Origin of the sequence: Enterobacter cloacae complex sp. 302F9 (genome assembly GCF_050030335.1) — a bacterium.
GTDB classification, from domain to species: Bacteria; Pseudomonadota; Gammaproteobacteria; order Enterobacterales; family Enterobacteriaceae; genus Enterobacter; species Enterobacter hormaechei_C.
Genome location: NZ_JBLGUC010000001.1, coordinates 292,386 through 307,828 on the forward strand (window position 1 = coordinate 292,386; position 15,443 = coordinate 307,828).

A 15,443-nucleotide genomic window follows, 5' to 3' on the forward strand; every position below is an offset into this window, starting at 1 on the left:
GGGAGAGGGTTAGGGTGAGGGTGTGAAATTACTCTCCCTGCTCCCGCGCAATGGCACGATAGCCGATATCCTGGCGGCTGAAGCTGCCATTCCAGTGAATATCCGCCATCAGCGCATAGGCGCGCTTCTGCGCCTCTGCCACGGTCTGGCCCAGCGCGGTCGCACACAGCACGCGACCGCCGTTGGTGAGCACGCGGTCGTCGTCAGAGAGCTTTGTACCGGCGTGGAACACCTTCGCACCGTCAATCTCTTCCAGCGGCAGGCCGTGGATCTCATCTCCGGTGTTGTAGCTACCCGGATAGCCACCCGCAGCAATCACCACACCTAAAGAGGCACGCTCGTCCCACTCGGAAGTTTTCTCGTCCAGCTTGCCTTCGCACGCCGCCAGACACAGATCAACCAGATCGGACTTCATGCGCAGCATGATCGGCTGGGTTTCCGGATCGCCGAAGCGGCAGTTGAATTCAATCACCTTCGGGTTACCCTGCTTGTCGATCATCAGGCCTGCGTAAAGGAAACCGGTGTAGGTATTGCCTTCCGCAGCCATCCCCTTCACGGTTGGCCAGATGATGCGGTCCATGGTGCGCTGGTGTACTTCGTCAGTGACCACCGGAGCAGGGGAGTAAGCTCCCATCCCGCCGGTGTTTGGCCCCGTGTCGGCATTGCCTACGCGCTTGTGATCCTGGCTGGTCGCCATCGGCAGAACGTGCTCGCCGTCAACCATCACGATAAAACTCGCTTCTTCGCCGTCGAGGAACTCTTCAATCACGATGCGGTGGCCCGCGTCGCCAAAGGCGTTACCCGCCAGCATATCCTGCACGGCGGCTTCCGCTTCTTCGAGGGTCATCGCCACGATAACGCCTTTCCCGGCAGCCAGGCCGTCGGCTTTGATCACAATCGGCGCGCCTTTTTCACGCAGGTAAGCCAGAGCAGGCTCTACCTCGGTGAAGTTCTGATATTCCGCCGTCGGGATGTTATGACGCGCGAGAAAATCTTTGGTGAAGGCTTTTGAGCCTTCCAGCTGCGCAGCCCCTTCCGTTGGGCCGAAAATTTTCAGGCCCGCGGCGCGGAAGGCATCTACAACGCCGATCACCAGCGGCGCTTCCGGGCCAACAATCGTCAGATCGATATTCTCGTTTTGGGCAAAGCTCAGCAGCGCCGGGATATCGGTTACGCCGATGGCGACGTTCTGTAGTGCGGGCTCCAGCGCGGTCCCGGCGTTACCCGGTGCCACAAAGACGGTTTCAACCTGCGGAGACTGCGCTGCTTTCCACGCCAGGGCGTGCTCGCGCCCGCCGTTACCAATCACTAATACTTTCATTTTCTGCTCCGGGAATTAATGGCGGAAGTGGCGCATGTCGGTGAAGATCATTGCGATGCCATGCTCGTCGGCAGCGGCAATCACTTCGTCATCACGGATTGAACCGCCAGGCTGGATCACACAGGTGATGCCCACAGCAGCGGCCGCATCGATACCGTCGCGGAACGGGAAGAAGGCGTCAGAGGCCATGGCGGAACCTTTGACTTCCAGACCTTCGTCACCTGCTTTAATACCCGCGATTTTCGCAGAGTAAACGCGGCTCATCTGGCCTGCGCCTATTCCGATGGTCATGTTCTCTTTGGCGTAGACGATAGCGTTGGATTTCACGAACTTCGCCACTTTCCAGCAGAACAGCGCGTCACGCAGTTCCTGCTCGGTTGGCTGACGTTTGGTGACGACACGCAGATCGGCTTCGCCCACCATACCCAGATCGCGGTCCTGAACCAGCAGCCCGCCGTTCACGCGCTTGAAGTCCAGGCCTGGAACGCGCTCTGCCCACTGGCCGCAAACCAGTACGCGCACGTTCTGTTTCGCCGCGGTGATTTTCAGCGCCTCTTCGGATGCGGATGGCGCGATGATCACTTCGACAAACTGGCGGGAGATGATGGCCTGCGCGGTTTCCGCATCCAGCTCGCGGTTGAAGGCGATAATGCCGCCGAACGCGGAGGTCGGGTCGGTTTTGTAGGCGCGATCGTATGCTTCCAGAATAGACGCACTTACCGCAACGCCGCATGGGTTGGCGTGCTTGACAATAACGCAGGCAGGCTCGCTGAACTCTTTCACGCATTCCAGCGCGGCGTCGGTATCGGCAATATTGTTATAGGAGAGCGCTTTGCCCTGAACCTGCTGGGCAGTCGCTACAGAGGCTTCTTTTACCTCTTCTTCTATATAGAAGGCAGCCTGCTGGTGGCTGTTCTCACCGTAACGCATATCCTGCTTCTTAATGAAGTTCAGGTTCAGCGTGCGCGGGAAGCGGCCAGATGGATCTTTGCTTTCACCGTGGTAGGCAGGTACCAGGCTACCGAAATAGTTGGCGATCATGCTGTCGTAGGCGGCGGTATGCTCGAAGGCTTTGATGGCGAGATCGAAACGCGTTTCAAGCGTCAGGGACCCTTCGTTGGCATCCATCTCATTAATAATGGCGTTGTAGTCACTGCTCTTTACCACGATGGCTACATCTTTATGGTTCTTGGCTGCGGAGCGCACCATGGTCGGGCCGCCGATGTCGATATTCTCAACAGCGTCTTCCAGAGAACAGCCTTCGCGGGCAACGGTCTGGGCGAACGGGTAGAGGTTAACAACCACCATGTCGATGGGGGCAATATTGTGCTGCTCCATAATGCCGTCGTCCTGACCGCGACGGCCCAGAATACCGCCGTGCACTTTCGGGTGCAGGGTTTTGACGCGTCCATCCATCATTTCCGGGAAACCGGTGTAATCGGACACTTCGGTTACCGGCAGACCTTTATCTGCTAACAGGCGAGCGGTACCGCCTGTAGAAAGCAGCTCCACACCGCGTGCGGAAAGTGCCTGAGCGAATTCGACGATACCGGCTTTATCAGAAACACTGAGCAGAGCGCGGCGGACTGGACGACGTTGTTGCATGGTAAATCCCCTGGATTTCACGATTACAGAGAGCGTTAGATGAATTTTCCTGTGAAAAACTCATCTAACACACCTGACGAGGCATCCTTGTGAAGCGCGAGCATTTTAACGAAAACGTTTGCGCAACGCTCGCATATTTTTACTTTTTCGTATCATTGTGGATAAGTCTGTGCGTAAAAAGGTATAAGGCGGGGTTTTGCTGTGGAATGCAGCAGTCAGTCATTTTTCTGTCATTTAGCGGTTGCGGCCTGCGGAGAACTCCCTATAATGCGCCTCCATCGACACGGCGGATGTGAATCACTTCACAGATAACCCGGTCGGCTGAAGAGAAAAAATCCTGAAATAACGGGTTGACTCTGAAAGAGGAAAGCGTAATATACGCCACCTCGCGACAGAGCGCTGAAGCGCGTCGCAACTGCTCTTTAACAATTTATCAGACAATCTGTGTGGGCACTCAAAGTGACATGGATTCTTAATGTCTTCGGACACTAAATGAATACCAAGTCTCAACGAGTGAACACGTAATTCATTACGAAGTTTAATTCATTGAGCATCAAACTTTTAAATTGAAGAGTTTGATCATGGCTCAGATTGAACGCTGGCGGCAGGCCTAACACATGCAAGTCGAACGGTAACAGGAAGCAGCTTGCTGCTTTGCTGACGAGTGGCGGACGGGTGAGTAATGTCTGGGAAACTGCCTGATGGAGGGGGATAACTACTGGAAACGGTAGCTAATACCGCATAACGTCGCAAGACCAAAGAGGGGGACCTTCGGGCCTCTTGCCATCGGATGTGCCCAGATGGGATTAGCTAGTAGGTGGGGTAACGGCTCACCTAGGCGACGATCCCTAGCTGGTCTGAGAGGATGACCAGCCACACTGGAACTGAGACACGGTCCAGACTCCTACGGGAGGCAGCAGTGGGGAATATTGCACAATGGGCGCAAGCCTGATGCAGCCATGCCGCGTGTATGAAGAAGGCCTTCGGGTTGTAAAGTACTTTCAGCGGGGAGGAAGGTGTTGAGGTTAATAACCTCAGCAATTGACGTTACCCGCAGAAGAAGCACCGGCTAACTCCGTGCCAGCAGCCGCGGTAATACGGAGGGTGCAAGCGTTAATCGGAATTACTGGGCGTAAAGCGCACGCAGGCGGTCTGTCAAGTCGGATGTGAAATCCCCGGGCTCAACCTGGGAACTGCATTCGAAACTGGCAGGCTAGAGTCTTGTAGAGGGGGGTAGAATTCCAGGTGTAGCGGTGAAATGCGTAGAGATCTGGAGGAATACCGGTGGCGAAGGCGGCCCCCTGGACAAAGACTGACGCTCAGGTGCGAAAGCGTGGGGAGCAAACAGGATTAGATACCCTGGTAGTCCACGCCGTAAACGATGTCGACTTGGAGGTTGTGCCCTTGAGGCGTGGCTTCCGGAGCTAACGCGTTAAGTCGACCGCCTGGGGAGTACGGCCGCAAGGTTAAAACTCAAATGAATTGACGGGGGCCCGCACAAGCGGTGGAGCATGTGGTTTAATTCGATGCAACGCGAAGAACCTTACCTACTCTTGACATCCAGAGAACTTAGCAGAGATGCTTTGGTGCCTTCGGGAACTCTGAGACAGGTGCTGCATGGCTGTCGTCAGCTCGTGTTGTGAAATGTTGGGTTAAGTCCCGCAACGAGCGCAACCCTTATCCTTTGTTGCCAGCGGTTAGGCCGGGAACTCAAAGGAGACTGCCAGTGATAAACTGGAGGAAGGTGGGGATGACGTCAAGTCATCATGGCCCTTACGAGTAGGGCTACACACGTGCTACAATGGCGCATACAAAGAGAAGCGACCTCGCGAGAGCAAGCGGACCTCATAAAGTGCGTCGTAGTCCGGATTGGAGTCTGCAACTCGACTCCATGAAGTCGGAATCGCTAGTAATCGTGGATCAGAATGCCACGGTGAATACGTTCCCGGGCCTTGTACACACCGCCCGTCACACCATGGGAGTGGGTTGCAAAAGAAGTAGGTAGCTTAACCTTCGGGAGGGCGCTTACCACTTTGTGATTCATGACTGGGGTGAAGTCGTAACAAGGTAACCGTAGGGGAACCTGCGGTTGGATCACCTCCTTACCTTAAAGAACCTGCCTTTGCAGTGCTCACACAGATTGTCTGATGAATGATGAACTTCTGAATGTACTTTTGAGTGCATTAAGAAGTTTTGCTCTTTAAAAATCTGGATCAAGCTGAAAATTGAAACGACACACAGCTCATGTGTGTTCGAGTCTCTCAAATTTTCGCAATCAGAAGTGAAACATCTTCGGGTTGTGAGGTTAAGCGACTAAGCGTACACGGTGGATGCCCTGGCAGTCAGAGGCGATGAAGGACGTGCTAATCTGCGAAAAGCGCCGGCGAGGTGATATGAACCCTTGACCCGGCGATGTCCGAATGGGGAAACCCAGTGCAATCCGTTGCACTATCGTTAACTGAATACATAGGTTAACGAGGCGAACCGGGGGAACTGAAACATCTAAGTACCCCGAGGAAAAGAAATCAACCGAGATTCCCCCAGTAGCGGCGAGCGAACGGGGAGCAGCCCGGAGTCTGAATCAGCTTGTGTGTTAGTGGAACGGTCTGGAAAGTCCGACGGTACAGGGTGATAGTCCCGTACACGAAAGCACACATGCTGTGAACTCGAAGAGTAGGGCGGGACACGTGGTATCCTGTCTGAATATGGGGGGACCATCCTCCAAGGCTAAATACTCCTGACTGACCGATAGTGAACCAGTACCGTGAGGGAAAGGCGAAAAGAACCCCGGCGAGGGGAGTGAAAAAGAACCTGAAACCGTGTACGTACAAGCAGTGGGAGCCTCTTTATGGGGTGACTGCGTACCTTTTGTATAATGGGTCAGCGACTTATATTCTGTAGCAAGGTTAACCGTATAGGGGAGCCGAAGGGAAACCGAGTCTTAACTGGGCGTTAAGTTGCAGGGTATAGACCCGAAACCCGGTGATCTAGCCATGGGCAGGTTGAAGGTTGGGTAACACTAACTGGAGGACCGAACCGACTAATGTTGAAAAATTAGCGGATGACCTGTGGCTGGGGGTGAAAGGCCAATCAAACCGGGAGATAGCTGGTTCTCCCCGAAAGCTATTTAGGTAGCGCCTCGTGAACTCATCTTCGGGGGTAGAGCACTGTTTCGGCTAGGGGGCCATCCCGGCTTACCAACCCGATGCAAACTACGAATACCGAAGAATGTTATCACGGGAGACACACGGCGGGTGCTAACGTCCGTCGTGAAGAGGGAAACAACCCAGACCGCCAGCTAAGGTCCCAAAGTCATGGTTAAGTGGGAAACGATGTGGGAAGGCACAGACAGCCAGGATGTTGGCTTAGAAGCAGCCATCATTTAAAGAAAGCGTAATAGCTCACTGGTCGAGTCGGCCTGCGCGGAAGATGTAACGGGGCTAAACCATGCACCGAAGCTGCGGCAGCGACGCTTATGCGTTGTTGGGTAGGGGAGCGTTCTGTAAGCCGTTGAAGGTGTGCTGTGAGGCATGCTGGAGGTATCAGAAGTGCGAATGCTGACATAAGTAACGATAAAGCGGGTGAAAAGCCCGCTCGCCGGAAGACCAAGGGTTCCTGTCCAACGTTAATCGGGGCAGGGTGAGTCGACCCCTAAGGCGAGGCCGAAAGGCGTAGTCGATGGGAAACAGGTTAATATTCCTGTACTTGGTGTTACTGCGAAGGGGGGACGGAGAAGGCTATGTCAGCCGGGCGACGGTTGTCCCGGTTTAAACATGTAGGCGGAGGTTCCAGGTAAATCCGGTACCTTGTTAACGCTGAGGTGTGATGACGAGGCACTACGGTGCTGAAGTGATAAATGCCCTGCTTCCAGGAAAAGCCTCTAAGCATCAGGTAACACGAAATCGTACCCCAAACCGACACAGGTGGTCAGGTAGAGAATACCAAGGCGCTTGAGAGAACTCGGGTGAAGGAACTAGGCAAAATGGTGCCGTAACTTCGGGAGAAGGCACGCTGATGTGTAGGTGAAGCCCCTGCGGGCGGAGCTGAAATCAGTCGAAGATACCAGCTGGCTGCAACTGTTTATTAAAAACACAGCACTGTGCAAACACGAAAGTGGACGTATACGGTGTGACGCCTGCCCGGTGCCGGAAGGTTAATTGATGGGGTTAGCGGCAACGCGAAGCTCTTGATCGAAGCCCCGGTAAACGGCGGCCGTAACTATAACGGTCCTAAGGTAGCGAAATTCCTTGTCGGGTAAGTTCCGACCTGCACGAATGGCGTAATGATGGCCAGGCTGTCTCCACCCGAGACTCAGTGAAATTGAACTCGCTGTGAAGATGCAGTGTACCCGCGGCAAGACGGAAAGACCCCGTGAACCTTTACTATAGCTTGACACTGAACACTGGTCCTTGATGTGTAGGATAGGTGGGAGGCTTTGAAGCGTGGACGCCAGTCTGCGTGGAGCCAACCTTGAAATACCACCCTTTAATGGCTGGTGTTCTAACGTAGACCCGTAATCCGGGTTGCGGACAGTGTCTGGTGGGTAGTTTGACTGGGGCGGTCTCCTCCCAAAGAGTAACGGAGGAGCACGAAGGTTGGCTAATCCTGGTCGGACATCAGGAGGTTAGTGCAATGGCATAAGCCAGCTTGACTGCGAGCGTGACGGCGCGAGCAGGTGCGAAAGCAGGTCATAGTGATCCGGTGGTTCTGAATGGAAGGGCCATCGCTCAACGGATAAAAGGTACTCCGGGGATAACAGGCTGATACCGCCCAAGAGTTCATATCGACGGCGGTGTTTGGCACCTCGATGTCGGCTCATCACATCCTGGGGCTGAAGTAGGTCCCAAGGGTATGGCTGTTCGCCATTTAAAGTGGTACGCGAGCTGGGTTTAGAACGTCGTGAGACAGTTCGGTCCCTATCTGCCGTGGGCGCTGGAGAATTGAGGGGGGCTGCTCCTAGTACGAGAGGACCGGAGTGGACGCATCACTGGTGTTCGGGTTGTCATGCCAATGGCACTGCCCGGTAGCTAAATGCGGAAGAGATAAGTGCTGAAAGCATCTAAGCACGAAACTTGCCCCGAGATGAGTTCTCCCTGAGACTTTAAGTCTCCTGAAGGAACGTTGAAGACGACGACGTTGATAGGTCGGGTGTGTAAGCGCAGCGATGCGTTGAGCTAACCGATACTAATGAACCGTGAGGCTTAACCTTACAACGCCGAAGGTGTTTTGGCGAAGAGACAGACACGATTTTCAGCCTGATACAGATTAACAGAATTTGCCTGGCGGCTTTAGCGCGGTGGTCCCACCTGACCCCATGCCGAACTCAGAAGTGAAACGCCGTAGCGCCGATGGTAGTGTGGGGTCTCCCCATGTGAGAGTAGGGAACTGCCAGGCATCAATTAAGAAGAACCCCGTACCGTAAGGTGCGGGGTTTTTTGCTTTGTACGTTCTGAAAAGTCGGGTGGTGGCCCAGCCTTACCCGCCCTACATGCTTTTCCTCCTTGAAACTTTCTCACCTTTCGCTTGCAGACTCGACATTAACCCCATTTCTGGGTATCGTTAGCTGTCTGGATGTCTAAACGTTTATACGTATGCTTTGAGGATTTAAGGTTATGCCGATTCGGGTGCAGGACGAGCTACCAGCCGTCAATTTCTTGCGTGAAGAGAATGTCTTCGTAATGACAACTTCGCGTGCTTCTGGTCAGGAAATTCGCCCGCTGAAGGTGCTGATCCTTAATCTGATGCCAAAGAAGATCGAAACGGAGAACCAGTTCCTGCGTTTGCTCTCCAACTCTCCGCTTCAGGTTGATATCCAGCTGCTGCGCATTGACGCGCGTGAGTCACGCAACACGCCTGCTGAGCATCTGAATAACTTCTACTGTAATTTTGAAGATATTCGCGATGAGAATTTCGATGGACTGATCGTCACCGGCGCCCCGCTGGGTCTGGTGGAATTTAATGACGTTGCCTACTGGCCACAGATCAGGCAGGTGCTGGAGTGGGCAAAAGATCACGTCACGTCCACCTTGTTTGTCTGTTGGGCGGTACAGGCCGCGCTGAATATCCTCTATGGCATTCCCAAGCAAACCCGCAGCGACAAACTTTCTGGCGTATACGAACACCACATTCTTCACCCGCATGCGCTGCTGACGCGTGGTTTCGATGACACTTTCCTGGCCCCGCATTCTCGCTACGCCGATTTTCCGGCACAGCTGATCCGCGATTACACCGACCTGGAAATCCTGGCCGAAACGGAAGACGGCGATGCCTACCTGTTCGCCAGTAAAGACAAACGCATCGCGTTCGTTACCGGCCATCCTGAGTACGATCCGCATACCCTCGCGTCAGAGTATTTTCGTGACGTTGAAGCGGGTCTGAATCCGGATGTCCCGTACAACTATTTCCCGAAAAACGATCCGCAAAACACGCCTCGGGCAACCTGGCGTAGCCATGGAAATTTGCTGTTTACCAACTGGCTCAACTATTACGTCTACCAGATTACGCCGTACGATCTGCGACACATGAATCCGACGTTGGAGTAATCGTCTGCATTAAACGATCCTAAAGCGTTTCAGCTATTCAGATCAGGCACCTTCGGGTGCCTTTTTTATTTCCGAAATCCAACTCAGCATCGTGAATAACTTTAATTTCATATTAATCAAATCATTGCACGCATAACTCAATTAAAATGGAAATTGTTTTTGATTTTGGAAAAATTATAGATAGTCTTAATTCTGCTGAGCGAAAACTACACAACGATCTTTCGCTCGCGTCGGGGGCGTGATTTTGGATCTTTGATGAGGAGCAGAACGATGACTCAACAGGCAACAACGGTCGATGAACTGACCTTTACCCAGCCGAATGGTGAACAAGAACAGCAAGTTTTGACGGCAGAAGCGGTAGAGTTTCTGACTGAACTGGTGACTCGCTTTACGCCACAGCGTAATAAACTGCTGGCGGCGCGCATTCATCAACAGCAGGAGATCGATAACGGCAAGTTGCCAGGGTTTATTTCGGAAACCGCTTCCATTCGTCATGGTGAATGGAAAATCCGCGGAATCCCTGAAGATTTACAGGATCGTCGCGTAGAGATCACCGGTCCGGTAGAGCGCAAAATGGTGATCAACGCCATGAATGCCAACGTCAAAGTATTTATGGCGGACTTCGAAGATTCCCTCGCGCCGGACTGGCAGAAAGTTATCGACGGGCAGATCAACCTGCGCGACGCCGTCAACGGCACCATCAGCTATACCAACGAAGCCGGTAAAATTTACCAGCTCAAACCGAATCCGGCGGTGCTGATCTGCCGCGTACGCGGTCTGCATTTGCCAGAAAAACACGTCACCTGGCGCGGAGAAGCGATTCCGGGCAGCCTGTTCGACTTTGCGCTGTACTTCTTCCACAACTATAAAAACCTGCTGGCGAAAGGCAGCGGCCCCTATTTCTATCTGCCTAAAACACAGTCCTGGCAGGAAGCGGCGTGGTGGAGTGAAGTCTTCAGCTACGCAGAAGACCGCTTTGGCCTGCCGCGCGGCACCATTAAGGCCACGCTGCTGATTGAAACCCTGCCTGCCGTATTCCAGATGCATGAGATCCTCCATGCGCTGCGTGACCATATTGTGGGCCTGAACTGCGGCCGTTGGGATTACATCTTCAGCTACATCAAAACCCTGAAAAACCATGCCGACCGGGTATTGCCGGATCGTCAGGTTGTCACCATGGATAAACCGTTCCTCAGCGCCTACTCGCGCCTGCTGATTAAGACCTGCCACAAACGCGGCGCCTTTGCGATGGGCGGTATGGCGGCGTTTATCCCGAGCAAAGACGCAGAGCGTAACAATCAGGTGCTCAACAAGGTGAAAGCCGATAAAGAGCTGGAAGCCCGTAATGGCCACGACGGGACGTGGATTGCCCATCCTGGTCTGGCCGATACGGCGATGGAAGTCTTTAACCGCGTACTCGGCGACAACAAAAACCAGCTGTTTGTCACCCGTGAAGACGATGCGCCAATCGCAGAAGAACAGTTGCTGGCGCCGTGTGCGGGCGAACGCACGGAAGAGGGGATGCGCGCCAACATTCGCGTCGCCGTGCAGTACATCGAGGCATGGATCTCAGGCAACGGCTGCGTGCCTATCTACGGCCTGATGGAAGATGCCGCCACGGCGGAAATTTCACGTACCTCCATCTGGCAGTGGATCCATCATCAAAAAACGCTCAGCAACGGCAAACCGGTAACCAAAGCCCTGTTCCGTCAGATGCTGGCCGAAGAGATGCGGGTCATCCAGGACGAACTGGGCGAGCACCGCTTCAGCAGTGGGCGTTTTGACGATGCCGCACGTCTGATGGAGCAAATCACCACCTCTGATGACTTAATCGACTTCCTGACCCTGCCGGGCTACCGCTTCCTGGCGTAATTCACCACATAACAATATGGAGCATCTGCACATGAAAACTCGTACCCAACAGATCGAAGAGTTACAAAAAGAGTGGACCCAACCGCGCTGGGAAGGCATCCGCCGTCCGTACAGCGCAGAGGAAGTGGTGAAGTTACGCGGCTCGGTTAACCCGGAATGTACGCTGGCGCAGAACGGCGCGGCGAAAATGTGGGATCTGCTGCATGGGGGGTCTAAAAAAGGCTATATCAACAGCCTCGGCGCGCTGACCGGCGGTCAGGCATTGCAGCAGGCGAAGGCCGGCATTGAGGCTATCTATCTTTCCGGCTGGCAGGTCGCGGCGGATGCTAACCTTGCCTCCAGCATGTATCCGGATCAATCTCTTTATCCGGCGAACTCGGTGCCGTCAGTGGTGGATCGGATCAACAATACCTTCCGCCGTGCGGATCAGATCCAGTGGGCCGCGGGTATCGAACCCCACGATCCGCGTTTTATCGACTATTTCCTGCCGATCGTCGCCGATGCGGAAGCCGGTTTCGGCGGCGTGCTGAACGCCTTTGAGCTGATGAAATCCATGATTGAGGCCGGTGCAGCGGCCGTTCACTTTGAAGATCAGCTGGCGTCGGTGAAGAAGTGCGGGCATATGGGCGGGAAAGTGCTGGTGCCAACCCAGGAAGCGATCCAGAAGCTGGTTGCCGCGCGTCTGGCTGCTGACGTGCTCGGCGTGCCGACGCTGGTGATTGCCCGTACCGATGCTGACGCGGCGGACCTGATCACCTCTGACTGCGACCCGTATGACAGCGAATTCATTACCGGCGAACGTACCAGCGAAGGGTTCTATCGCACACATGCCGGTATTGAACAGGCGATCAGCCGCGGCCTGGCGTATGCCCCTTACGCCGACCTGGTCTGGTGTGAAACCTCCACGCCGGATCTGGCGCTGGCGAAGCGCTTTGCCGATGCGATTCATGCGAAGTATCCGGGCAAGCTGCTGGCCTATAACTGTTCGCCGTCCTTCAACTGGCAAAAGAATCTGGACGATACGACCATCGCCAGCTTCCAGCAGCAATTGTCAGATATGGGCTACAAGTACCAGTTCATCACCCTGGCGGGTATCCACAGCATGTGGTTCAACATGTTCGACCTGGCGCACGCCTACGCGCAGGGCGAAGGCATGAAACACTATGTTGAGAAGGTGCAGCAGCCAGAATTTGCGGCGGGCAAAGAAGGATATACCTTCGTTTCGCACCAGCAGGAAGTGGGAACCGGCTACTTCGATAATGTGACCACGATTATTCAGGGCGGGGCCTCCTCCGTCACGGCATTAACGGGCTCGACGGAAGAAGCACAGTTCTAATCTTTTCCCCCTCTCCCCCCTCGGGGAGAGGGTTGGGGGGAGGGGGAATATATGTCGCGTGGTCTGGAATTACTGATTGCCCAAACTATTTTGCAGGGCTTTGATGCCCAGTATGGCCGCTTTCTGGAAGTCACCTCCGGCGCGCAACAGCGTTTTGAGCACGCCGACTGGCATGCGGTTCAGCAGGCCATGAAGCAGCGTATCCATCTTTATGATCACCACGTAGGTCTGGTGGTGGAGCAACTGCGCTGTATCACCGACGGTAAAAGCCCGGATGCGGAATTTTTACTGCGCGTGAAAGAGCACTACACCCATCTGTTACCCGACTACCCGCGCTTCGAGATTGCGGAGAGCTTTTTCAACTCCGTCTATTGCCGGTTATTTGACCACCGCTCATTATCTCCTGAGCGGTTATTTATCTTCAGCTCCCAGCCGGAGCGCCGCTTTCGTACCATTCCGCGTCCGCTGGCGAAAGATTTCTTTCCCGATCGCGGTTGGGAAAAGCTCCTGCACCGCGTCTTAACGGATTTGCCGCTGCGCCTGCCTTGGGAGAATAAACCCCGGGATATCGGCTATATCCACGCATATCTCAGTGAAACCTTCGGTGAGGAGGTACTCAGCCGCAGCCATTTGCAGGTTGCCAACGAGCTTTTCTACCGGAATAAGGCCGCCTGGCTGGTGGGCAAACTGGTTACGCCGACAGCTATCGTGCCGTTTCTGCTACCCATTCACCGTACCGACGACGGCGAACTGTTTGTCGATACCTGCCTGACTACCAGCGCTGAGGCCAGCATCGTATTTGGCTTCGCCCGTTCCTATTTCATGGTCTATGCCCCACTGCCTGCCGCCCTGGTGGAGTGGCTGCGCGAGATCCTGCCGGGCAAAACCACCGCCGAGCTGTATATGGCGATTGGCTGTCAGAAGCATGCCAAAACGGAAAGTTATCGGGAATACCTGCGTTATGTCACCACGGCTGATGAGCAGTTTATCGAAGCGCCGGGGATCCGCGGCATGGTGATGCTGGTTTTCACACTGCCGGGCTTCGACCGCGTGTTTAAGGTGATTAAGGATAAATTTGCCCCGCAGAAAGAGATGACCGCCGCTCACGTCCGCGCCTGCTATCAGCTGGTTAAAGAGCACGATCGCGTCGGGCGAATGGCGGATACCCAGGAGTTTGAAAACTTTGTGCTGGATAAGCAGCAGATCGATCCGTCGCTGATGTCGCTGCTAATGCAGGAAGCGCCGACGAAAATTACCGATCTTGGCGATAAGATTGCGATTAGCCATCTCTATATCGAACGCCGGATGGTGCCGCTAAATATCTGGCTGGAGCAATCCGAAGGCCAGGCTTTACGAGACGCCATTGAAGAGTACGGCAATGCGATTCGCCAGCTCGCCGCCGCCAATATTTTCCCCGGCGACATGCTGTTTAAAAACTTCGGCGTCACCCGTCACGGGCGGGTGGTGTTCTACGATTACGATGAAATTTGCTACATGACCGAGGTGAACTTCCGCGATATCCCGCCGCCGCGCTACCCGGAAGATGAACTGTCCAGCGAGCCGTGGTACAGCGTATCGCCGGGCGATGTGTTTCCGGAGGAGTTTCGCCACTGGCTTTGTGCCGACCCGCGCATCGGGCCGCTATTCGAAGAGATGCATGCCGATCTGTTCCGCGCCAGCTACTGGCGCGGGCTGCAAACGCGGATCAAAAATGGGCACGTGGAAGATGTCTATGCTTACCGCCGCAAGCAGCGGTTTTGCATCCGCTTTTCTCCCTCTCCCTGTGGGAGAGGGCCGGGGTGAGGGCATCAGGCGGCAATGCACGTTTAACGAATCCCACCATACGCCAGCGTCACCTCTTTCGCGGCCTTAATCACCATCGCGCCCAGCTCGGTGACGCGGTCGTCGGTCATGCGTGAAATCGGCCCGGAGATGGAGATGGCGGCAAACGGCTCGCGGTGCTCGTCAAAAATGCAGGACGCGAGGCAGCGCAGCCCGAGGGCATGTTCTTCGTCATCAAACGAATAGCCGCGCTTGCGGGTCAGAGCCAGATCTTCTTTCAGATGCACGGGCGACACCAGCGTGGCGTGGGTATAGGCGTGCAGCCCTTTACGGTGCAGCAGCCCCGTTACCTGCTCTTCGCTCAGCTGCGAGAGAAACGCTTTCCCTGCGCCAGAGGCGTGCATCGGCAGCTTGCCGCCAATCGGTGCGGACATGCGCATCAGCTGCGTACACTGCACCTGGTCGATGATAATCGCCTGGTGATCGCTCTGATCCAGCACGGCCAGGTTTACCGTCTCGCCGGACTCCTCCATCAGCTTGCGCAGAATCGGGTGGACAATCGCCAGCAGGTTGCGGCTTTGCAGGAAGCTGCTGCCGACAATAAACGCATGCGCCCCCACCGCCCAGTGTCCCAGCTCGCCCACCTGACGCACGAAGCCCAGCTGCTGCATGGTGGTCAGCAGACGGTGCGTGGTGGAGTTCGGCAGGCCAGCCTGCTGCGCCAGCTCCGTCAGGGCCACGCTACCATGCGATTCGGCTATCCATTCCAGCAGCTTCAGGCCGCGCGTCAGGGATTGAACCTGTCCGCCTGGTTGTGCAGCGGTGGTTGCAGCAGGTTTTCTGCCGCGTTTAGCGGGAACGGTCGTAACCATGACGAACTCCTTTTTCTGTATCGTGGAAATCATTTTCGTTTTATTTGGTGGTTTTGCAACCGCTTTCCTGACTGATCGGAGGAGTGATAGTGAACATGTCTCATGTTACCGCT

General features: G+C 54.9%; 7 protein-coding genes and 3 rRNA genes. 7 read left to right on the plus strand and 3 right to left on the minus strand.

The annotated features are described in order from the left end of the window. Positions 1-28 precede the first annotated feature (28 nt). Together purD and purH are read right to left on the minus strand one after the other, a co-directional pair. Positions 29-1,321 (minus strand): phosphoribosylamine--glycine ligase, encoded by a 1,293-nt coding sequence (gene purD / locus ACQG0T_RS01445; protein ID WP_015569963.1) that lies wholly within the window; start codon positions 1,319-1,321, stop codon positions 29-31. Positions 1,322-1,336: 15 nt separating this feature from the next. After that, positions 1,337-2,926 carry a bifunctional phosphoribosylaminoimidazolecarboxamide formyltransferase/IMP cyclohydrolase gene (purH, locus tag ACQG0T_RS01450; RefSeq protein WP_023295751.1) on the minus strand — a complete coding sequence of 530 codons (1,590 nt, stop codon included), beginning with the start codon at positions 2,924-2,926 and terminating at the stop codon, positions 1,337-1,339. Between the two features lie 563 nt (positions 2,927-3,489). Here purH and ACQG0T_RS01455 point away from each other — a divergent pair. The 7 genes from ACQG0T_RS01455 (at position 3,490) to aceK (ending at position 14,479) form a co-directional block, all read left to right on the plus strand. Then, positions 3,490-5,031: ribosomal RNA gene (locus ACQG0T_RS01455) — 16S ribosomal RNA — on the plus strand. A gap of 198 nt (positions 5,032-5,229) precedes the next feature. After that, positions 5,230-8,135: ribosomal RNA gene (locus tag ACQG0T_RS01460) — 23S ribosomal RNA — on the plus strand. Between the two features lie 69 nt (positions 8,136-8,204). Then, a 5S ribosomal RNA gene (gene rrf / locus ACQG0T_RS01465) occupies positions 8,205-8,320 on the plus strand. Together the 16S, 23S and 5S rRNA genes form the textbook arrangement of a ribosomal RNA operon. A gap of 218 nt (positions 8,321-8,538) precedes the next feature. After that, positions 8,539-9,468 carry a homoserine O-acetyltransferase MetA gene (metA, locus tag ACQG0T_RS01470; RefSeq protein ID WP_017382604.1) on the plus strand — a complete coding sequence of 310 codons (930 nt, stop codon included), beginning with the start codon at positions 8,539-8,541 and terminating at the stop codon, positions 9,466-9,468. 270 nt (positions 9,469-9,738) lie between these two features. Beyond that, positions 9,739-11,340 (plus strand): malate synthase A, encoded by a 1,602-nt coding sequence (gene aceB / locus ACQG0T_RS01475; RefSeq protein WP_023295752.1) that lies wholly within the window; start codon positions 9,739-9,741, stop codon positions 11,338-11,340. Positions 11,341-11,371: 31 nt separating this feature from the next. Next, entirely contained in the window at positions 11,372-12,676 is a 1,305-nt protein-coding gene (aceA, locus tag ACQG0T_RS01480) for an isocitrate lyase (protein ID WP_023295753.1), read from the plus strand. Positions 12,677-12,727: 51 nt separating this feature from the next. Next, entirely contained in the window at positions 12,728-14,479 is a 1,752-nt protein-coding gene (gene aceK, locus ACQG0T_RS01485) for a bifunctional isocitrate dehydrogenase kinase/phosphatase (protein WP_032104800.1), read from the plus strand. A gap of 23 nt (positions 14,480-14,502) precedes the next feature. Here aceK and iclR read toward each other — a convergent pair whose 3' ends face one another. Continuing rightward, positions 14,503-15,330 (minus strand): glyoxylate bypass operon transcriptional repressor IclR, encoded by an 828-nt coding sequence (gene iclR / locus ACQG0T_RS01490; protein WP_003860353.1) that lies wholly within the window; start codon positions 15,328-15,330, stop codon positions 14,503-14,505. Between the last annotated feature and the right edge of the window lie 113 nt (positions 15,331-15,443).

What these genes read in the sequence shown, in the direction of transcription:
- aceA (WP_023295753.1), top strand. Translation starts at nt 11,372, where the DNA reads ATGAAAACTCGTACCCAACAGATCGAAGAGTTACAAAAAGAGTGGACC.
- purH (WP_023295751.1), bottom strand. Translation starts at nt 2,926, where the DNA reads ATGCAACAACGTCGTCCAGTCCGCCGCGCTCTGCTCAGTGTTTCTGAT.
- metA (WP_017382604.1), top strand. Translation starts at nt 8,539, where the DNA reads ATGCCGATTCGGGTGCAGGACGAGCTACCAGCCGTCAATTTCTTGCGT.
- purD (WP_015569963.1), bottom strand. Translation starts at nt 1,321, where the DNA reads ATGAAAGTATTAGTGATTGGTAACGGCGGGCGCGAGCACGCCCTGGCG.
- aceK (WP_032104800.1), top strand. Translation starts at nt 12,728, where the DNA reads ATGTCGCGTGGTCTGGAATTACTGATTGCCCAAACTATTTTGCAGGGC.
- aceB (WP_023295752.1), top strand. Translation starts at nt 9,739, where the DNA reads ATGACTCAACAGGCAACAACGGTCGATGAACTGACCTTTACCCAGCCG.
- iclR (WP_003860353.1), bottom strand. Translation starts at nt 15,330, where the DNA reads ATGGTTACGACCGTTCCCGCTAAACGCGGCAGAAAACCTGCTGCAACC.